Genomic DNA, 20723 nt, shown 5'->3' on the forward strand with positions numbered 1-20723 from the left:
TCCTCACTTCGTGTATGCGCTGCCCCCCGAGGGGGCGCGGGCCTCCTTTGGGGCGGCCCGGCAGGAGACCCGATGACCGCGGCCCTGGAAATCAAGGATCTGCACGCCTGGTACGGCGAATCGCACGTGCTGCACGGCGTGAACATGGTGGTGCAGCCCGGCGAGGTCGTCACGCTGCTCGGGCGCAACGGCGCGGGGCGCACCAGCACGCTGCGCGCCATCATGGGCCTGACCGGCTCGCGCAAGGGCAGCATCGAAGTCAACGGCGTGCAGACCATCGGCATGGCCACGCACCGCATCGCGCACCTGGGCATCGGCTATTGCCCCGAGGAGCGCGGCATCTTCGCGAGCCTCTCGGCCGAGGAGAACCTGCTGCTGCCGCCGCCGCTCAAGAGCTCGAAGGGCGTGGGGCAGGGCATGTCGGTGGCCGAGATCTACGAGATGTTCCCCAACCTGGCCGAGCGCCGCCACAGCCCGGGCACGCGGCTTTCGGGCGGCGAGCAGCAGATGCTGGCGGTGGCGCGCATTCTGCGCACCGGCGCCAAGCTGCTGCTGCTCGACGAGATCTCCGAAGGCCTGGCGCCCGTCATCGTGCAGGCGCTCGCGCGGATGATCCACACGCTGCGCGCCAAGGGCTACACCATCGTGATGGTGGAGCAGAACTTCCGCTTTGCCGCGCCGCTGGCCGACCGCTTCTACGTGATGGAGCACGGCCGCATGGTCGAGGCCTTCGGCGCCAGGGAGCTCGACGCCAAGATGCCCGTGCTCAGCGAACTGCTGGGCGTGTAGGCGCGTCCGCGCCACTTTTTTTACGCTGACTCTCTCAACCATTCCAGGAGACACCATGCAAACCAAGCTCAAAATCATCGCTCTCATGCTCGGGGCCGCGGGTCTTGCGAGCCATGCCGTGCAGGCGCAGGAGAAGGTCGTCATCGGCTACATCAGCGACCTGTCGGGCCTGTACGCCGACCTGGAAGGCAAGGGCGGCGCAACGGCCATCCAGATGGCCATCGACGACATGGGCGGCAAGGTGCTCGGCCAGCCGGTGGAGGTGCTGAGCGTCGACCACCAGAACAAGCCCGACATCGCCGCCTCCAAGGCGCGCGAGTGGATCGACACGGCCGGTGCCACGATGATCTTCGCAGGCACCAATTCGGGCGTGGCGCTGGCCACCGCCAAGGTGGCGCAGGAAAAGAAGCGCGTGTTCTTCACCAACGGCGCGGCCACCTCGGCGCTGACCAACGCGCAGTGCAGCCCCTACACCGTGCACTACGCCTACGACACCGTCGCGCTGGCCAAGAGCACCGGCGGCGCGGTGGTCGACACCGGCGGCAAGAGCTGGTTCTTCCTGACGGCCGACTATGCCTTCGGCCATGCGCTCGAAGCCGACACCGCCAAGGTCGTCAAGGCCAAGGGCGGCTCGGTGGTGGGCACGGTGCGCGCGCCGCTCAATGCATCGGACTTCTCGTCCTTCCTGCTGCAGGCGCAGAACTCCAAGGCGCAGGTGCTGGGCCTGGCCAACGCCGGCGGCGACTTCATCAACTCGATGAAGGCATCGAAGGAATTCGGCATCGACAAGTCGATGAAGATCGCGGGCCTGCTGGTGTTCCTCACCGACGTGAAGAGCCTGGGCCTGCCGGCCACGCAGGGCCTGCTGCACACCACCAGCTGGTACTGGGACGCCGACGACGAGTCGCGCAAGTGGGCCGCGCGCTACGAAGCCAAGACCAAGAACAAGCCGACCGACATCCAGGCCGCCGACTACTCGGCCACCATGGCCTACCTCAAGGCCGTGGAGGCGGTGAAGAGCACCGATGCCGACAAGGTCATGGCCTACCTCAAGAAGACGCCGATCAACGACTTCTACGCCAAGGGCGTGATCCGCGCCGACGGCCGCATGGTGCACGACATGCTGCTGGCCGAGGTCAAGAAGCCGTCCGAATCCAAGGGTCCGTGGGACCTGCTGAAGATCGTCAAGAAGGTGCCGGGCGACCAGGTCTACACGACCAAGGAAGAAAGCACCTGCGCGCTCTGGAAGTAATTGTTGCTTGAGCGGGAGGCTGCCGTACACGGCGGCCCCCGCGCGAAGCCGCTGCCACCTTTCTGAACCTCGATTCCATACACGATGAACATTTCCATGCCTGCCCTGTTGAGCCAGCTCCTGCTGGGGCTGGTCAACGGGTCGTTCTACGCGATCCTGAGCCTGGGGCTGGCGGTGATCTTCGGGCTGCTCAACGTCATCAACTTCGCGCATGGCGCGCTGTTCATGATGGGGGCGGTGCTGTCGTGGATGGCGATGAACTACTTCAACGTCAACTACTGGGTCATGCTGGTGGCGGCACCGATCATCGTCGGCCTGTTCGGCGTGCTGATCGAGCGGCTGCTGCTGCGCTGGATCTACAAGCTCGACCACCTCTACGGCCTCCTGCTCACGCTCGGTCTCACGCTGCTGATCGAAGGCGGCTTCCGCTCGGTGTACGGCGTCTCCGGCCTGGCCTACAGCACGCCCGAGGCGCTGAGCGGCGGCACCAACCTGGGCTTCATGTTCCTGCCCAACTACCGCGCGTGGGTGGTGGTGGCGTCGCTGGTGGTGTGCTTTGCCACCTGGTATGCGATCGAGAAGACGCGGCTGGGCGCCTACCTGCGCGCCGGCACCGAGAACCCGCGGCTGGTCGAGGCCTTCGGCGTCAACGTGCCGCTGATGGTGACGCTGACCTACGGCTTCGGCGTGGCGCTGGCGGCCTTTGCCGGCGTGCTCGCGGCGCCGGTGATCCAGATCTCGCCGCTGATGGGGCAGAACCTGATCATCATCGTGTTCGCGGTGGTCGTGATCGGCGGCATGGGCTCGATCATGGGCGCCATCCTCACGGGCCTGGGGCTCGGCGTGATCGAGGGCCTGACCAAGGTGTTCTATCCGGAGGCTTCGGCCACCGTGGTGTTCGTGATCATGGTCGTGGTGCTGCTGATCCGTCCGGCCGGCCTGTTCGGCAGCGAGAAGTGAAGTCCATGAAGAAAATATCGCTCGTCGTCTACGGGGTGCTGCTGCTGGCGCTCGTCGCCGCACCCTTCATCGGCTTCTATCCGGTGTTCGTGATGAAGGTGCTGTGCTTTGCGCTCTTCGCCTGCGCCTTCAACCTGCTGCTGGGCTACACCGGCATGCTGTCCTTCGGCCATGCCGCGTTCCTGGGCGGCTCGGCCTATCTCACGGGCCATGCGCTCAAGGTCTGGCACCTCACGCCCGAGCTCGGGCTGATCGCGGGCACGCTGGCCGGTGCGCTGCTCGGGCTGGTGTTCGGCTGGCTGGCGATTCGCCGCCAGGGCATCTATTTCTCGATGATCACGCTGGCGCTCGCGCAGATGATGTACTTCGTCGCGCTGCAGGCGCCGTTCACGGGCGGCGAGGACGGGCTGCAGAGCGTGCCGCGCGGCAAGCTCTTCGGCCTCATCGACCTGCGCGACGACCTCACGATGTACTACGTCGCACTGGTGATCGTGGTCGCGGCCTTCCTGCTCATCGCGCGCACCGTGCATTCGCCGTTCGGGCAGGTGCTCAAGGGCATCAAGGAGAACGAGCCGCGCGCCATCTCGCTCGGCTACGACGTCAACCGCTTCAAGCTGCTGGCCTTCGTGATCTCGGCCGCGCTGTCGGGCCTGGCCGGCTCGCTGAAGACGCTGGTGCTCGGCTTCGCTTCGCTGAGCGACGTGCACTGGACCGCTTCGGGCCACGTGATCCTGATGACGCTGGTGGGTGGCCTCGGCACGCTGTCGGGCCCGCTGGTGGGCTCGGCGGTGGTGGTGCTGCTGGAAAACAAGGTGGGCGATTTCGGCAGCTTCATGGCGCACCTCACCGGGGTCGACTGGTTCAATACGCTCGGCGAGTCGGTCACCATGGTCACGGGCCTGATCTTCGTGATCTGCGTGCTGGCGTTCCGCAGGGGCATCATGGGCGAGGTCATCGCTTTCCTCGATCGCCGCAAGGGCAGGAAAGCCTGAAACGAAAGAAGGCGGACCCTCCTGTCCGCCTTCTTCGCTTCTGGAGGAGCCGGCCCGTTCAAGGCAGTGCCGTGATGCGGTTGGCCGCGGGCGGCGCCAGCGGGCTGTTCGCCTTGATGTAGGCCTCGAGGGCGTCCACGTCCTGGTCGCCGCCGAGCGTGTCGGTGCCCTGGTTGAAGACCGTGAAGTTGTCGCCGCCGGTGGCCAGGAAGCTGTTCATCGTCACGCGGTAGCTCGCGCCGTCGCTCATCGCGGTTCCGTTGAGCGCCATGTTGCTGATGCGCGAGCCCGCGGGCGCCGAGAGGCTGTAGCTGTAGCTCAGGCTGCGCGAAGGCAGCAGCACCCGCGGCGAAGCGACCGTGTTGCTGCCGCTGTTGAACTGCTGCTCGAGCACGGCCTTGATCTGCGCGCCGGTCATCGTTTTCACCACCAGGCTGTTGCCGAAGGGCTGCACGCTGAAGATCTGGCCATAGGTCACGCTGCCGTCGCCGGCCGGCACGAGATCGGCACGCACGCCGCCCGGGTTCATGAACGCGATCTGCGCGCCGCCCTTGTTGCTGGCGCTGGTCGCGGCGAGCTGCGCATCGGCGATCAGGTTGCCCAGCACGCTTTCGCGCGAGGCCGTCTGCGTGCGCGTGGCCGGGCCGGAGAGCGTGCCCACCACCCGCTGCACCAGCGGCGCCGCGACCGACAGGTACTGGCTGACGAGCGCGGCCACTTCCTGGTTCTTGCCGAACACCGGGTACTGGTCGGTCACGGCCACCGTGTTCGCGCCGCTGGTGTAGGCCTCGCCCTGGACGATCACGTTGTCGGCCGACTTGGCCGTGACCTTGCGGGTGCGCGTGTCGATCGTCAGGTTGATGTCGGTCAGCAGGGTGCCGTACTGGCCGGCGCTGGTCAGCAGGAAGGGCTTGGCCGGATTGGTCTTGCCGTAGTCGCAGACGTAGGAGCGGTGCGTGTGGCCCGAGATCACCACGTCGACCGAGGCGTCGAGCTTGTCTAGGATCGGCAGGATGTCGCCGCTCAGGCCGGCGCAGCTCTTGTCGTTGTAGCCGACCGTGGTCGTGCCGCCTTCGTGGACCACGACCACGATGGCGTCCGCGCCCTGGGCCTTCAGCTGGGGGATCAGCGCATTGGCCGTATCCGCCTCGTCCTTGAAGCTCAGGCCCGCGACACCGGCCGGCGTCACGATGCTGGGCGTGCCCTTGAGCGTCATGCCGATGAATGCCACCTTCACCGTGGCGCCGTCCTTGGTGAAGCTCTTCATGCCCGTGGCGGGAAACAGCGTGGTGCCGTCGGTCTTCACGGTGTTGGCCGCCAGGAAGCCGAAGTTGGCACCCGGGAAGGCCTTGTTCACGCGGCAGGGCTCCAGCGGCGTGTTCTTGGCGCAGCCGCCATTCTTCATGCGCAGCAGTTCGGTCTGGCCCTTGTCGAATTCGTGGTTGCCGACCGCGTTGAAGTCGATCTTCATCGCGTTCACGGCTTCGATGGTGGGCTCGTCGAGGAACAGCGCTGAAACCAACGGCGAGGCTCCGATCATGTCGCCGGCCGAGACCACGGCATTGTTCTCGTTCTTCGCCTTGAGCGACGCGATGGCCGAAGCGAGGTACGCGGCGCCGCCCGCGGGCACCGCGACCGTGCCGCCCTGCCTGGCCGGCGCGGTGATGGAAAGCCGGGGCGGCTCGAGGTTGCCGTGCAGGTCGTTGAAGGCAATGAGCTTCACGTCCATGCTGCCGGGCGTGGCGGGAGCCGGCGCCGGGGAGGGCGCCGGTGTTGGTGCGGGCGGCGGAATGAAGGGAATGAACCCGTTCGAATTGCTGCTGCTTCCGCCGCAGGCGGACAAGGTGGCCAGGACCACCCCCGCTATGGCGAGATGTTTCAACGATGCGTGCATGAGCCTCTCCTCTTTGGATGGAATGCAGCGCATGCTGGACATGGCAGATGACGTCGCCATGACCGCCCCGCGCAGGAAGAATGATCAGGGCAGCGGAACCACGCGAATGGCCACACCGGGGCCGAAGGCGCGCCGCAGCAGCTCGCTGGCCTGGGCGCTCTGCGCATCGCCGGGCGACTGCACGGCCAGCCATCCATCGGTGGCTCGCCGCTGCAGGTGCCAGCCCTCCTGCCCGATGCGGATCAGGCTGGCGAGCGAAGCGGCGTCCGCGATGGGCAGCGCCGTGGGCACGATGTCGAGCCAGTCCACCACCTGGTCGGCTTCGCCGCCGAGCCGCGCGGTCGCGCCGTCCACCAGCGCGCGCTGCGTGGCCGCATCCCTGACAGTGCCTTGCAGGATGATGCCGTTGCCGTGCCAGCGGATTTCAAGCGCTGCGGTCGTTGCCGCTGGGGCAGGCCGCGCCGCTGCGAACACCCACGCGGCGCCCGCGGCGGCCAGCAGCACCGTCAGCAGCGCGATGAGCCGGGATCGTCTGTTCATTCAAGCCTTGTTGGCGCACGACCATCGTGCAAACGTCGAATGCCGAGTTCAGGGGGCCCGCATGACGGCGTGATGACAGACAGGGCGGCGCGGCCTCAGAGCCGCAAGGGTGCGGCGTAGCCGGTCATCTCCAGGTAGCCGCGGCCGACGCGGCGGCCTTGCGCATCGACGAGGTCACTCAGGCCTTCCCAGTACACACCGCCGGTGGAGCCGCGGCTGTCGAGTTCCTGGTCGTCGAGCAGCGCGCGCACCTCGAAGCCACCCGATGGGGTCTGCACGCGCCACCGGGTCGGGTACTTCGCCTGCGTGCGCGGGCTGGTCCACGTATCCGCACCTTCGAAGTGCACCTCGTCGTTACTGAAAACGCGCAGCACCCCATCGCGCGTGCGAAATGATCCGCCGGCCCACAGCGCACTGCCGTCGCGGCGCCGCAGGCGAAAGGCGGTGAGGGCGCTGCCGTCGTCCAGGTTCATGCCGATCCAGTCCCAGCCCACGGCCTCGGGATGCATCAGCGCCTCGCTCCATTCATGGTCGAGCCAGGCGGTGCCATCGACGTCGAAGGCCTGGCCCTTGAGCGCCAGCTTGCCCTGTGTCCTGAGCTGGGGCTCGCTGTAGTAGTAGCTCGCCTGTGCCTCTTCGGGGCCCTTGCGCGAGAGCCCGGCCTTGCCTTGCAGCAGCACCGGCTGGGTGGGCGTGAAGCGCAGCTCGAGCGAGAACTCGCCGGCCGGAATGCGCGCCGAATAGCTGCCGCTTTTTTCGCGCACCAGCGACCAGTCGCGCAGGCGCACGTCGGTGTCGGCTTCGCTGGCCGATGCGATGCCGAAGCCCGCGCGCGCAATGCGCTGGTCGTGCAGCAGCACGCGGCCTTCGAGATCGGTGACGGCCGCATGCGCGAACACGAGGTGCCTGGCCGCGAAGGCCGAGCGCAGGCCCTGCGCCGCATCGACGCGCGAACGGAAGAAGGTCACCTGGAAGCCGAATCCGCGTCCTGCCGCGGTCTTCGCGTGGCCCGTGATGTACCACCACTCGGTCTGCAGGTCGGAGTGGCTGCCGTAGTCGCGCGGGAACTGCAGGGTGCGCGCGGGCAGCGCCCAGCCCGCGGGCGCGGCGGCCAGCGCCGCGAGCAGCAGGCTGCGGCGCGAGAACCCGTGGAGCGCGGCCGGCGGCGTCACCCCGCGACCAGTGCGTCGATGCGCTGCTGCGCCGGGCCGATGTCGCCGAACGCGTTCTGCACCCAGGCCGCATCGTGGTAGCTCGGCAGATAGCGCTCGCCCGCATCGCAAAGCAGCGAAAGAATGGAACCCTGCCGGCCGGCCGCGCACATCTCATGGGCAACGGCCAGCATGCCGACGAAGTTGGTGCCGGTCGACGGCCCCACCTTGCGGCCGAGCAGCGTCGAGAGCGCATGCATCGCGGCCACCGAATCGAGGTTGGGCACCTCGATCATGCGGTCGACCAGCGAGCGGATGAAGCTCGGCTCCACGCGCGGCCGGCCGATGCCTTCGATGCGCGAGCCCGCCGCCGTCAGCGCGGCGTCGCCGGTGCGGTGGTAGGCCGAGAACACCGAGCCTTCGGGATCGGGCACGCACACCTGCGTGTCGTGGCAGCGGTAGCGCACATAGCGCCCGATGGTGGCGCTGGTGCCGCCGGTGCCCGCCCCCACCACGATCCAGGCCGGCACCGGATGCCGCTCGCGCGCCATCTGCTGGAACATGCTTTCGGCAATGTTGTTGTTGCCGCGCCAGTCGGTGGCGCGCTCGGCGTACGTGAACTGGTCCATGTAGTGGCCGCCGGTCTGCTCGGCGAGCGCGTGCGCTTCCTCGTAGACCTGCGCCGCATGGTCGACGAAGTGGCAGCGCGCGCCATAGAAGGCGATCTGCGCGACCTTCTCGGGCGAGGTGCTGCGCGGCATCACGGCGATGAAGGGCAGCCCCAGCAGCCGCGCGAAATAGGCTTCGCTGACCGCCGTCGAGCCGCTCGAGGCCTCGACGATGGTGGTGCCCTCGCGCACCCAGCCGTTGCACAGCGCATAGAGGAAGAGCGAACGCGCGAGCCGGTGCTTGAGGCTGCCGGTGGGATGGGTCGACTCGTCCTTCAGGTAGAGGTCGATGCCGACCGCGGCAAGCGCGGGCAGCGGCAGCGGGATCAGGTGCGTGTCGGCGCTGCGCTGGTAGTCAGCCTCGATGCGGCGGATCGCGCCGCCAAGCCAGCCGCCGCAGGAGGAAGAGAAGGGTGTTTGCTGCATGTAGGAGGAAGTCTACAAGTCATCCCTCGCAGCACCCAGCGAACGCGCAAATCGGGATACTGTGCGCTGCCAAATTCCACCCGGCAGGAGACAAGACGCATGAGAACAAGACACCTGCGCCCCACGTCGCGGCGCTCGTTAGGTCAAAGGCATTCCATTGGCGCCACAGCGCTCGCGGCCCTCGTGCTCGCGGGCTGTGCATCGGGGCCTCCGGGTGTGCAGACGCCACCGCGCGCGCCGTCGTCCTTCGCGGTGCCCGGCCTGGAGAAGCCGGCCGAGGTGCTGGTCGACCGCTGGGGCGTGCCGCATCTCTATGCCGGCACGCTCTACGACGCCTTCGTTGCGCAGGGCTTCATTGCCGCGCGCGACCGGCTCTGGCAGATGGACCTCTGGCGCAAGCGCGGCCTCGGCGAAATGGCCAGGGACTTCGGCCCCGCCTGGGTCGAGAGCGACCGCGCCGCGCGCGCCGTGCTCTACCGCGGCGACATGTACCGCGAATGGCTGGCCTACGGCTCCGATGCCAAGCGCGTGGCCGAGGCCTTCACGGCCGGCGTCAACGCCTATGTGGCGCAGGTGCGCGCGCAGCCGGCGCTGCTGCCGAAGGAATTCGCGCTGCTGGGCTACCAGCCGTCGCTCTGGTCGGCCGAGGACGTGGTGCGCATTCGCCATCACGGCCTCACGCTCAACTTCACGTCCGAGATCGACCGCGCGCGCGCCTTCTGTGCCGGTGGCCAGGGCATCAAGGCCGACTGGCTGCGCCGCGAGCTCGATCCGCCGGTCACGCCCAAGGTGCCCGCGGGGCTCGACCCCTGCACCCTTCCGGCGGCCGAGTTGCGCGCCGCCTACCTGCGCGCCACCGAGCCGCCGCGCTTCACCAAGGACAACACGCGGCTGGCCGGCACCGCGACCGCGTCCGCGCTCCTGCCGCCCGGCAGCGCCGAAGCCGCGGCACGCAGCGCCGAAGAGGAGCAAGAGCGGCAGCAGGCTCTGCAAGGCGATCCGACGGCCGCCTATGGCAGCAACAACTGGGTCATCGCGCCGAGGCTCACGGCCACCGGGCGCCCGATCCTCGCCAACGATCCGCACCGCGCCCACGGCGCCCCGAGCCTGCGCTACATGGCGCATCTCAGCGCGCCCGGCATGGACGCCATCGGCGCTGGCGAGCCCTTCCTGCCGGGCCTTTCGATCGGCCACAACGGCACTATCGCCTTCGGCCTCACGCGCTTCTACATGGACCAGGAAGACCTGTACGTGTACCAGCTGAATCCGAAAAACCCCAACGAATACCGCTACCAGGGCCGATGGGAGCCGATGACGCGCGTCACCGAGCGCATCGCGGTGCGCGGCGAGAGCGCGCCGCGCGAGGTGGTGAACACCTTCACGCGCCACGGCCCGGTGCTGCTGTCCGAGCCCGGCAAGCGGCGTGCCTTCGCGCTGCGCGCCGCATGGCTCGAGCCCGGCATGGCGCCGTACTTCGGTTCGATGGACTACATGCGCGCGCAGAACTGGGACCAGTTCCGCGCCGCCATGAACCGCTGGGGTGCGCCCGGCGAGAACCAGGTCTATGCCGACCGCCATGGCAACGTCGGCTGGATACCTGGCGGCCTCACGCCGATCCGCCCCAACTGGGACGGCCTGATGCCGGTGCCGGGCGATGGCCGCTACGAGTGGTCGGGCTTTCGCAACGGCGACGAACTGCCCTCGGAGTTCAATCCCGCGCGCGGCTACGTCGTGACCGCGAACGAGAACAACATTCCGCCCGATCATCCGGCCGCGAAGAAAGGCATCGGCTACGAATGGAGCGACGGTGCGCGTGCGCGCCGGCTCAAGGATCTGTTCGAGAAGAAAGCGGCCTCGGGCTCGCGCTTCACGCTAGAAGATTCGGAGCGCATGCAGAACGACATCGTTGCCACGCCGGCCCAGCGGCTGCTCAAGCTGCTGGCTGGCCTGCGCAGCGACGATGCGCGCACGGCTGCCGGGCTGCGGCTGCTGCAAGGCTGGGACGGCACCATGGACCGCGACAGCGCCGCCGCTGCGCTGTACGAGGTGTGGAGCGCCAAGACGCTGCGCGCGGCAGTGCTCAAGGCCGGTGCGGGCGAAGCCGCGGCCTCGCTGGCTGCGCCGGGAGACAACACGCGCATGGTGCTGCTGCTGGAGAACCCTTTCGGATGGGTCAGCGATGCGCAGCGCGATGCGCTCCTGCTGGAAACCCTGCCGCCCGCGATGCAGGAACTCACGGCCAAGCTCGGGCCCGACATGTCGGCGTGGAAGTGGGGCGCGCTGCACCGCGCGGAGTTCCGCCATCCGCTCGGCGGCGTGGTCGACGCGGCCACGCGCAAGAAGCTGGAAGTCGGCGACTGGCCGATGTCGGGTTCGGCCTTCACGCCCATGGCGGCGAGCTACCGCGCGAATGACTACAAGCTCGCGTCGGGGGCTTCGTTCCGGATGGTGCTGGATGTGGGGAATTGGGATGCCTCGCGGGCGATCAATACGCCGGGGCAGTCGGGGGATTCCGACAGTCCGCACTATCGGGATCTGGCGCCGCTCTGGCTTGAGGGGAAGTATGTGCCGCTGGTGTACAGCCGCTCTGCGGTGGAGAGGGAGACTGTGGAGCGGATTCGGTTGGTGCCTTCTTTGCAGTGAGTTTTTTGGGGGTCGGGGGCCGGGATTCCGCCCGGCGGCGGCCTCACTTTCTTTTGCTTCGCCAAAAGAAAGTAAGCAAAGAAAAGGCGACCCCACTGTCTGCGACCCTTCGCTTCGCTACGGGCAACCTGCGGTGCTCGGGTTTCGCGGGGTCTCGCAGAACTCGCTTCGCTCAAACAGCTGCGAGCCCTGATCCGCGAAACCCTGCGCTCCTCGGCGCAGCCAGAGGGGGGGCAAACCGAACGGGCCTTTGCTTCGCTCGGCCACCAAGCCACCGAGGCGCTGCGCGCCTCGGCGGTTGGTATTGATTGTTGGAGTTGGGGCCGAGGGAAGCGAAGGCTGTCCGCTCCCACCCCTTCTGTATGCGCCGAGGAGCGCAGATGGAGGCGGGATCAGGGCCGCAGCTGTTTGAGCGAAGCGAGTTCTGCGGACCCCCGCCGGAATCGAGCACCGCAGGTTGCCCGCAGCGAAGCGAAGGGACGCAGACAGCAGGGGCGCCTTTTCTTTGCTTACTTTCTTTTGGCGAAGCAAAAGAAAGTGAGTCGCCCGCCGGGGCGAGACCCGGCCCCGGAACCCCAAAAAACCTACCAATCCTCCTTCACAGCAAGAACAACATCCCTCCCCGCAGCAGCCCGCCCCGCCAGCCACGCAGTCACCGTCCCCGCCGCAACCACGGCAGCGCAAAGCACCAGCAGCCGCCCCCAGGGCACCAGCAAATCCATCGTCCAGTGAAAGCTCTGCGGATTGACCACCTTCACCAGCACCACAGACACCGCGAGCCCGAGCAGGAGTCCCGCCACGGCGCCGATCGCGGTCCACGCCGCGCCTTCGCCCGCCACCACCCCCAGCACCTGCCGCCGCGTGAAGCCCAGGTGCGCGAGCAGCCCGAACTCCTTGCGCCGGGCCAGCACCTGCGCGCTGAAGCTCGCGGCAATGCCGAACAGGCCGATGGCAATGGCCACGGCCTGCAGCCAGTAGGTCACGGCAAAGCTGCGGTCGAAGATGCGCAGCGAGGTGGCGCGGATCTGTCCGACCGACGAGATCTCGACGTTCGTGGTCGAATCGGAACCGCCGCCGCGTGCCGCCAGATCGCGCACCGCCGCCTGCACCGCGCCCTCGGACGCGCCGGGCGCGAGCCACAGCGACACATCGCTCACGTTGCGTTCGCCCGTCAGGCGCTCGAAGTCGCGCGCGTCCATGGTGATGGCGCCGAACTGCCGCGCATAGTCGCGCCACACGCCGGCCACGAAGAACGCTGCCGGAGCGGAGCCCGCGGTGGCCAATGCCGGCGACAGCGGTGCGAAGAGCGAACCCGGCTTCGCGCCATACAGCTCGACCATCGGTTCGCTCACGTAGATGCCGACCTGGCCGGCGGGCACCGGCAGCGCGGGGCCCACCAGCGGCAGCGCCTGCGATGCGCCGCCTTCGAGGCTTCGCGCGATCAGCGTGACCGCGGGCTGCGCGGGGTCGAGCTGCAGCGAGCGGGTTCGCAGCGTGCCGATGCGCTCCACACCGGGCAGTTGCGCCAGCGCCTGCACGAAGGCCGGCGCAAAGGTGGCCGTGTCGCTGCTGCTCTGGGTGCCCGAATTGCCGGAGCGGCCGCTCGAGGTGGCGCGAACATAGAGGTCGGCCGGCAGCACCACGTCGAGCCAATGCGTGACCGAATCGCGAAAGCTCGCCACCATCACCGTGAGCGCCACCGCGAGGCTCAGGCTCGCGACCACGCCGCTCACCGCCACGGCCGCGGTGCCGCGCATGCGCCGCGCGCGCTCGATGGCCAGCATCGGCAGCACGCGCTGCGCGAATGCAGGCGCAATGCGGTCATACAGCAGTGCAATGAGCCAGGGCAGGGCGGTGATGCCGCCCACCAGCAGGCAGCCCACCGAGAGGTACGCCGCAACCGGAATGCCGCCGACAGCCGGCATGTTGGCCAGCGCCGCGCTGGCGGCAATGAGGCCGAGCGCCAGCCAGTGGCTGTGGCCCTGCACGGGCGCGGCGCCCAGGCCCTTGAGCGTCTGCGCTTCAGGCAGCGCCTGCGCCGCGCGTGCGGGCCACCAGCCGCCCACCAGCGCCGCAAGCACGCCGAGCCCGCCATACAGCAGCGCCGAGCCGCTGCTCCAGTGCAGCGTGGGCGCCACGCCCTCGAAGTACCCGCCACCCAGGTCGCCGCCGAGCACGCGCAATGCGAAGGCTGCGAGCGCCGTGCCCAGCGCGAGGCCGGCGCCGCTTCCGATCAGGCCCAGCACCAGCGATTCGATCAGCACCAGGCGCAGTCGCTCGCGCGGCGTCAGGCCCAGCACGCCGAGCAGCGCGAACTGCTGCGCGCGCTTGGCGACGCTGAGCGCCAGCACCGAGAACACCAGGAAGGCCCCGGTGAAAAGTGCGACCAGTGCGAGCACCGTCAGGTTGACGCGGTAGGCGCGCGAGAGATTGCTCACGCGCTCGGCCGCATCGCCGGGCTCGGCAAACTGAAGGCCGGCGGGCCAGCCCGGCGAACCCTGCAGCGATGCGGTGAAGGCCGCGCGATCGGTGCCGGGAGCAAGCTTCAGGTCGACGCGGCTGAGCTGGCCGAGCTTGTCGAACAGGTCCTGCGCAGCCGCGATGTCCAGCACCGCCAGCGCCGCGCCGCCGGCGGCGACGTGGCCCGCCACCTCGAGCCGCTGCCAGGCGCCGCTGCCACTGCGCAGCTGCACCGTCTCCACGCGGCCTGCCGCCGCTTCGGCCGGAAGCCCGAGCGCGCTGCGTGCCGCGGCGTTGAGAAACACATGGCCGGGCGCGAGCATCGCGAAGCGCGCGGCGTTCCTGCCGGGCTGCGGCATCAGGGCCGGTGCAATGGTGGGCAGCGCCAGCGCATCGATGCCGATCACGCGCATCGGCAGCTGGCGTTCGCCGGCCAGCGCCAGCCCCTGGAACTCGAGCACCGGACTCGCGAGCGCCACCTGCGGATGCTGCGCGAGCCGCGCGAACACCGCCTCGTCGAAGCTGCCCTGCACGGCGCGCACCTCGAGATCGGGCTGGCCGTTGACCGAGCGCACTGCGCTCGAGAATTCGTCGAGCGCCGAGGCATTGATCAGCTGCACCGAGAACGCGAGCGCCACGCCCAGCATCACGGCCAGCACGGCCGCGGCGTTGCGCCAGGGATGGTGGCGCAGTTCCTGCCATGAGAAGGTGGAGAGCAAGGCACGCATGCCGCGATTGTGGCCGGCGCGCGCGAAGTTCCGCGGCCGTGGCACCATGGCGCCTCTTCGATGCCTGGGGAATTCCACGATGCGGCTTTCTTGCCCCGCCCTGGCCCGCCGATGGACGGCGGCCTGGCTTGCTGCCCTGCTGCCGGTGGCCGCTGCCTTGGCACAGCCGCTGCCCATCACGCTGGCCAGCGATCCTGCCGCCATCGCGAAGATGGCGCTCGGCGCCGAAAGGGGGACGCTCGTGGTCGGCGTGCTGCGCGGCGACAAGACCGCCTATGGCGTGGCCCACAACCCCGAGCCGTCAGCCGCACCGCGCGCCATCGAGCCGAACAGCGCCGAGCAGCCGATGTTCGAGATCGGCTCCGTGACGAAGGTGTTCACGGGCCTGCTGCTGGCGCAGTCGGTGGAGCGCGGCGAAGTGAAGCTCGACGACACCGTGGGCCAGCTGCTGGCCGGCAAGCTGGCGTCGCCGCTCCCGCCCGCGGTGGCCTCCGTGACGCTGCGCCAACTGGTGACTCACACCGGCTGCATGCCCGTGATGGCCGATGGCGTGACCGGCGGGCCCGCGCTGGCCGCGCAATTCCGCGCCTTCGACAAGGCGGCGTTCTGGGCCGCGCTGTCGCGCATCCGGCTCACGGCGCCGGCGCCGCCGTGCGAAGCCGCATACAGCAATTTCGGGATGGCGCTGCTGGGACAGATCCTGGCCGAACGGCTCGGCACCACCTGGGGCGAACTGGTGCGCGCGCGCATCACCGAGCCGCTGGGCATGAACGACACGGTGATCCAGCTCGGCGACAAGGCCTCGCGCATGGCCCCGGCCTTTGCCGGCGACCGGCGCCAGCGGCTGCTCGACATGGCGGCCTATGCGCCGGCCAGCGCGCTGCGCTCCACGGCTGCCGACATGCTCACGCTGAGCCGCGCGATCCTGGCCGGCGCCAGCGGTCCGCTGGGCCCGGCGGCCGTGCGCATGCTCACGCCGCTCGCACGCTACGAAGGCGCCGAGATCGGCTATGCGGTGATGGTGCGCGGCCCCGAAGGCGGCCGGCGCACCTACTACCACGCCGGCGTGACCGAGGGCTACCGCACGCTGTGGCTGCTTGCGCCCGACACCGGGGAAGCGCTGGTCGTGCTCGGCAGCAACGCGCGCGCGCCGCTGCAGTCCGTGATGCTGGCCATCGGCAAGAGCCGCTACCCGGTGCCGGGCGTGGAGGTGCCGATCGATCCGCAGCGCCTTGCGGACTACGAAGGCGAGTTCCGCATCAACAAGGCCAAGACGCTGGGCTTTGCCGTGCGCAGCGGCCGCCTGCTGGTGCGCGAGACGGGCCGGGGCTACAACGCGCTCACGCCGATCGGCAGCGACCGCTTCGCGGTCACGGCGATCGGCGCCGAGCTCAGGTTCCGGCGCGGCGAGGGCCATGCGGTGGTCGGCGTAACGCTGGCGCAGGGCGGCAGCCGGCTGGATGCGCGAAGGGTGAGCGAGGCCGTGGCGGTTCCGCAGGATTGACCGGTCCTCCGGCGCTGAAGGTCAGAGCCGTTCCGACATTGCATTCAGATAGGCGCGCACGGCGGCGTTGCTGCTGAGGCCGATCGCGCGGTCATAGGCCTGGCGCGCCGCGGCGCGCGCACCGCCGGCCGCGAGCAGGTGGGCGCGGGCGGCCCAGAACGGCTGGTAGCTTTGCACCTCGGCCGCCGGAATGGCCTCCAGCGCGCGCAGGCCGACGTCGGGGCCGCGCGCATTGGCCAGCGCGCAGGCCAGGCTGACCTGGGCACCGATGCTGGGCCGCAGCGCCAGCAGCCCTTCGTAGAGCGACACCAGCACTTCGGGCGGCACCGGTGCGCCGACGCGGCGCTCGCAATGGGCCGACTGGATCGCCGCCTCAAGCTGGTAGGGGCCGAGCAATTTCATCTCCGAGGCCCGGCGCAGGCAGCGTTCGGCCTCCGCGAGCAGGTCGGGGTTCCAGCGCAAAGGGTCCTGCTGGTCGAGCGGCACGTAGGCGCCGGTTTCGCTGCGCCGGGCCGCGGCGCGGCTCTCGCAGAACAGCATCAGCGCGAGCAGGCCCAGCGGCTCGGGCTCGTCGGGCAGCAGGCTGCACAGGATGCGGCCGAGGTCGATGGCTTCGGCGGTGAGGCCGCGCGGCAGGGCGTCGGCGCCGTCGACATCGTCCCAGCCGGTGCCGTAGGCGGCGTAGATGCCGTCCAGCACGTCCTGCAGCCGCTGCGGAAGCTCGCGCGCCTGCGGGTACTCGAAGGGAATGCCCGTAGCCCGGATGCGCGCCTTGGCCCGTACCAGCCGCTGGCCCAGCGTGGAAGGCGCGGTGAGAAAGGCGCCGGCCATGCGGGCCGCGTCGAGCCCGAGCACGGCCTGCAGCATCAGCGGTGCGCGGGCCGCCGCGTCGATGGCGGGGTGCGCGCAGACGAACATCAGGCGCAGCCGCTCGTCAGGCACCGCCGCGCCCTCGGGCGCATCGTCCATCTCGCCGGCCAAAAGCAGCAGGGACTGGGTCGCCTCGTCCTGCACGCGGCTGTGGCGCCAGGCGTCGAGCTTGCGGTGCCGCGCCACGCTGAGCAGCCAGGCCTCGGGCTGCGCGGGAATGCCGTCGGCCGGCCAGCGCTCCAGCGCGCGCGCGAAGGCTTCGGCGAGCGCGTCTTCCGATGCCGCGATGTCGTGCGTGCGCGCGGACAGGATGGCCAGCAGGCGGCCGTACGACTCGCGCGCCGCACGTTCGGCGGCCTGGTGAGCCGCCGGGTCGTTCACGGTGTGGCCGCCGCGATGGCCGTGGCCGTGAAGACCGGCCGCACCTCCACGCCCCCGCTGGCCGCGCAGGGTGCGCGGGCCGCCCATTCGAGCGCGGCATCGAGGTCCGGCACGTCCACCACGAAGTAGCCGCCGAGCTGCTCCTTGGTGTCGGCGAAGGGGCCGTCCTGCACCTGCCGCTTGTCGCCGCGCACGCGCAGCGTGGTGCCGGTCATCGGCGGGAACAGGCCGTGCCCGCCGAGCGAAATGCCCGACTGGCGCACCGCATCGGCATACGCCACCCAACTGGCCCGGTAGGCCTGCGAGGACGCGTCGTTCCGTTGTTCGAATTCGGCCGCGGGCTGATAGAACATCAACATGTACTGCATGGTGTCTCTCCATCGTGGAAAAGAGGCTGAGCAGGATCGCTCACCACAATGACGGCCCGCTGCCGGTCATTTCGACACGGCTTCCGTGTCGAGCAGATGATTTTTTACGCTGTTGACGCGTGGCGCAATGGTTGGGCTACTTAATTCTTTAGGCTGCCTTGGCCTGGCCGGCGGGCGCGAACATGGCCTCCATTTCGCTTCGCAGCCTGTAGGCGGAGGTCGAGGTGTCGATGGCCACGTCGGCCCAGCAGAGGCTCTGGCCTTTCTTCACCGGGCGCAGCAGCTTGACGTTGTGTGCCAGCCCGAGCGGCAGGCCGCCCAGGCGCAGCGAGCGCTCGGCCGGCAGCAGCTTGCCCCAGACGGTGTAGCCGCCTTCGCCGTCGAGCATTTCGCCGGGCGCGAGGTCTCGCTTGGCCGTGGCCACCACGTCGGCGTTCCAGCAGGTCGCCACGCCGGTCGGCTCGCCGCGCAAGGCGACGCTGGCCACCGACATGCCGACCTCCAGGCCGATCAGGTGCCAGCGCTTGTAGAGCGTGAAGTAGCGCCCGCTCGGGTCGGTGTGGGCGTTGTATTCCTCGAAGCAGTTCCTGATGTAGTCGGTCTCGGCCTCGACCGTGACCCACACGCCCATGCGGATGTCGTAGGGGATCTTTCGCCCGTTGGCCTCGAGCGAGGAAATGACCTCGACCATGCCCTTGCGCTCGAGCACGCCGCCCTCGCTCTGCGGGCGCGTGACGAAGGGAATGTCCTCCACGCTCGCGGGCGGGTAGAGCAGGCCGTCCGAAGGCACGGTGAGTCCGGTGGCATTGGCCACCGACGAGCTTTCGATGGACGGCTTGGAGCCGTCGAGAAAGCTGTTGAACATCTTCGGATTGAGGCCGCCGCGCAGCGCCTGTTCGGGCGTGAGGCCGTAGTTGCCCCAGACGGTCTCGGGCGTCGATTCGGTGAAGTGCGGCAGCCACTTGTGGCCGCGTCCGGCTGCGACCACCGGAAAGCCGCAGGTGCGCGCCCAGTCGACCAGGTCGCAGATCAGCGCGGGCTGGTCGCCGAAGGCCAGCGAATAGACCACGCCGGCCTGCTGCGCGCGGCGTGCGAGCAGCGGGCCGCAGAAGGCATCGGCCTCGACCGTGACGTTGACCACGTGCTTGCCGTGCGCAAACGCGTCCAGGCAATGCTCGACGGCCGCCACCGGGTTGCCGGTGCACTCGACCACGATGTCGATGGCGGGCTCGCGCGTCACGGCCTGCCAGTCGTCGGTGATCCAGGTGCTGCCCGTCGTCAGGGCCTCCTGCACCGACCCCGCCGCGGCGCGCTCCGGGTTCCAGCCGACGCGCTCGAGGTTGGCGCGCGCCGCCGCGGGCGACAGGTCGGCAATCGCCACCAGCTGCACGCCGGGCGTGCGCGGAATCTGCGCGAGGTACATCGAGCCGAACTTGCCGGCGCCGATCAGGCCGATGCGGATGGGGCGGCCTTCGGCGGCGCGCTGCTGCAGGCGGGTGTGGAGGCTCATTGCTTCAGGCCTCCGCGGTGTCGAGGACTTCGAGCGAGGTCTTGAGCGCGCTTTCGGGCAGTCCGTTCTTCCACGGCACCTCGACCGGGTAGGGCTTCAGCAGGCAGTCGTCGGGCAGCAGCTCGATGGGCGTGAAGTTTCTGTGCGCGATGTACTCGGGCCGCTTGTGGCGGCGGATGTGGTTGCTGACCGCGCACAGGCTCAGGTACACCGCCACGCGGTTGAACGGCGAGAGGTTGCTGCCCGAGGCATGCACGAGGCAGCTGTGGAACAGGATCATCGAGCCGGCGGGGCCCTTGGGCGAGACGATGCCGCCGTGCCGGCCGCCGGCGCGGTCGACCAGCTGCCGGATCAGGTCGTTGTCCACCGTCCAGAGCGGATAGCTGGTGGTCGTGAGGTCGTGCCTTGCATCCACCACGCCCTTGCGGTGGCTGCCCGGAATGAACATCAGCGGGCCGTTGTGCTCGTTCACCTCGTCCAGGAAGATCGCGACGTTCATCGCGCGTTCGGTGGGCATCAGGTCGTCATTGAGCCAGGTGCCGTAGTCCTGGTGCCACTGCCACACGTCGCCCTCGAAGGCCATCTTGCCGTTGATCTTGAACTGGTGCATGTAGACCTCTTCGCCGAAGAGATCCATCACCGGTTCCACCATGCGCGGATGGCGCGCGAGCCGCGCGAAGGGTTCGCTGATCAGGTGCGCGGCAAAGTTGGTGCGCACCGCATCCGAGCCTTTCTCGCGCACGTTGAAGGCCTCGCGCCTGCTGTACAGGTCGGGCACCGCATCGGTCAGCGCCTTGGTTTCTTCGGGCGAGAAATGGCCGGGGAAGAACAGGTAGCCGTCGCGCTCGAATTGCGCGCGCTGCTCGGGGGTCAACTTCATGTCTTGTCTCCTTTGCGGGTGGGGATGGTGGACGCGGCGCGTGCGAGCTGCTGCGCGAGCCGCCGGCCCAGTGCCTCGCTGGCCCGGGCGACGTGTTCCTCGCTCAGCTGCGCGGCGCGCTGCGCATGGCCGGCCGCAATGGCGGCGGCGATGGCTTCGTGCTCGTCCCACAGCGTCTCGCGCTGCGGCTCGGCCTGCAGCACCGCGCCCATCGCGCGGCGCAGGTGGCGCCAGTGCTGGTCCGCGCTCTGGCCGATCAGCGGATTGCCCGAGGCTTCGTAGATGGCCTGATGGAAGGCCATGTCGGCGTCGATCATGGCTTCGACATTGCGCCCGCGCGCCGCACGGCGGCCGCGTTCCATCAGCCTGGGATCGATGCGAAAGCGCTGTGCGGCCGCGAGCCGCGCGGCCAGCACGTCGAGTGCGCCGCGCACCTGATAGACCTTGCGCATCCAGTCGGCGTCGAGCGGCGCCACCAGCACGCCGCGGCCGGGCGCGTCGTGCACGAAGCCGTCTTTCTTGAGCAGGCGCAGCGCCTGCAGCACGGGCTGGCGCGACACCGACAGGCGCTGCGCGATGTCTTCCTGCGTGATCCGCTCGCCGGGCGCCAGCGCGCCGCTGCTGATGGCGCCGAGCAGGACGCGATAGACCTGGTCGACGAGGTCGGGCGTGGCTTCGATGCTGACGAGCTGGGCGGGCATAAACGG

16 protein-coding genes are annotated in these 20723 nt (G+C 69.1%); 6 read left to right on the forward strand and 10 right to left on the reverse strand.

Annotated elements, in window-relative coordinates:
• The first annotated feature begins 72 nt into the window (after positions 1-72).
• From IB278_RS30785 to IB278_RS30800, 4 genes are all read left to right on the forward strand, one after another.
• Positions 73-789 (forward strand): ABC transporter ATP-binding protein, encoded by a 717-nt coding sequence (locus IB278_RS30785; RefSeq protein ID WP_145747571.1) that lies wholly within the window; start codon positions 73-75, stop codon positions 787-789.
• A gap of 55 nt (positions 790-844) precedes the next feature.
• Positions 845-2041 carry an ABC transporter substrate-binding protein gene (locus IB278_RS30790; RefSeq protein ID WP_012748582.1) on the forward strand — a complete coding sequence of 399 codons (1197 nt, stop codon included), beginning with the start codon at positions 845-847 and terminating at the stop codon, positions 2039-2041.
• An 84-nt stretch (positions 2042-2125) separates the two neighbouring features.
• Positions 2126-3001, forward strand: coding sequence for a branched-chain amino acid ABC transporter permease (locus IB278_RS30795; RefSeq protein ID WP_145747572.1), 876 nt, complete (start codon positions 2126-2128; stop codon positions 2999-3001).
• Positions 3002-3006: 5 nt separating this feature from the next.
• Positions 3007-3993, forward strand: a complete 987-nt coding sequence (locus IB278_RS30800) for a branched-chain amino acid ABC transporter permease (protein WP_145747573.1) — start codon at positions 3007-3009, stop codon at positions 3991-3993.
• A 58-nt stretch (positions 3994-4051) separates the two neighbouring features.
• Here IB278_RS30800 and IB278_RS30805 read toward each other — a convergent pair whose 3' ends face one another.
• The 4 genes from IB278_RS30805 to IB278_RS30820 form a co-directional block, all read right to left on the reverse strand.
• Positions 4052-5887, reverse strand: coding sequence for a bifunctional metallophosphatase/5'-nucleotidase (locus IB278_RS30805; protein ID WP_192327742.1), 1836 nt, complete (start codon positions 5885-5887; stop codon positions 4052-4054).
• Positions 5888-5971: 84 nt separating this feature from the next.
• Entirely contained in the window at positions 5972-6427 is a 456-nt protein-coding gene (locus IB278_RS30810; protein WP_145747575.1) for a hypothetical protein, read from the reverse strand.
• A gap of 95 nt (positions 6428-6522) precedes the next feature.
• Complete coding sequence (locus IB278_RS30815) at positions 6523-7599, reverse strand: lipocalin-like domain-containing protein (protein WP_192327745.1); 1077 nt, start codon at positions 7597-7599, stop codon at positions 6523-6525.
• Positions 7596-8672, reverse strand: coding sequence for a PLP-dependent cysteine synthase family protein (locus tag IB278_RS30820; protein ID WP_145747577.1), 1077 nt, complete (start codon positions 8670-8672; stop codon positions 7596-7598). The genes IB278_RS30815 and IB278_RS30820 overlap by 4 nt, the downstream gene beginning before the upstream one ends.
• Positions 8673-8771: 99 nt before the next feature.
• Here IB278_RS30820 and IB278_RS30825 point away from each other — a divergent pair, with 99 nt between their 5' ends.
• Positions 8772-11315: a penicillin acylase family protein gene (locus tag IB278_RS30825; protein WP_192327748.1), complete on the forward strand. Its 2544-nt coding sequence runs from the start codon at positions 8772-8774 to the stop codon at positions 11313-11315.
• A gap of 584 nt (positions 11316-11899) precedes the next feature.
• Here IB278_RS30825 and IB278_RS30830 read toward each other — a convergent pair.
• Positions 11900-14503, reverse strand: coding sequence for an FtsX-like permease family protein (locus IB278_RS30830; protein ID WP_192327750.1), 2604 nt, complete (start codon positions 14501-14503; stop codon positions 11900-11902).
• A gap of 79 nt (positions 14504-14582) precedes the next feature.
• On the opposite strand from IB278_RS30830, the gene IB278_RS30835 reads away from it, so the two are divergent.
• Positions 14583-16007, forward strand: coding sequence for a serine hydrolase domain-containing protein (locus IB278_RS30835; RefSeq protein WP_192327754.1), 1425 nt, complete (start codon positions 14583-14585; stop codon positions 16005-16007).
• 21 nt (positions 16008-16028) lie between these two features.
• Here the strand turns inward: IB278_RS30835 and IB278_RS30840 are convergent, their stop codons facing one another.
• The 5 genes from IB278_RS30840 to IB278_RS30860 all read right to left on the reverse strand — a co-directional run bounded on the left by IB278_RS30840 (position 16029) and on the right by IB278_RS30860 (position 20717).
• Entirely contained in the window at positions 16029-17258 is a 1230-nt protein-coding gene (locus IB278_RS30840) for an RNA polymerase sigma factor (protein WP_145747581.1), read from the reverse strand.
• Complete coding sequence (locus IB278_RS30845) at positions 17255-17626, reverse strand: YciI family protein (protein WP_018905874.1); 372 nt, start codon at positions 17624-17626, stop codon at positions 17255-17257. The genes IB278_RS30840 and IB278_RS30845 overlap by 4 nt, the downstream gene beginning before the upstream one ends.
• 148 nt (positions 17627-17774) lie before the next feature.
• A complete protein-coding gene (locus tag IB278_RS30850; RefSeq protein WP_192327756.1) occupies positions 17775-19136 on the reverse strand; it encodes an NAD(P)H-dependent oxidoreductase in 1362 nt (453 codons plus the stop codon).
• Positions 19137-19140: 4 nt separating this feature from the next.
• Positions 19141-20016, reverse strand: coding sequence for a phytanoyl-CoA dioxygenase family protein (locus IB278_RS30855; RefSeq protein ID WP_145747583.1), 876 nt, complete (start codon positions 20014-20016; stop codon positions 19141-19143).
• Positions 20013-20717: a GntR family transcriptional regulator gene (locus IB278_RS30860; RefSeq protein WP_192327760.1), complete on the reverse strand. Its 705-nt coding sequence runs from the start codon at positions 20715-20717 to the stop codon at positions 20013-20015. Before IB278_RS30860 ends, IB278_RS30855 begins: the two co-directional genes overlap by 4 nt.
• Positions 20718-20723: the final 6 nt, after the last annotated feature.

The organism is Variovorax sp. VRV01, from assembly GCF_014852545.1.
Classification (GTDB): Bacteria; Pseudomonadota; Gammaproteobacteria; order Burkholderiales; family Burkholderiaceae_C; genus Variovorax; species Variovorax beijingensis_A.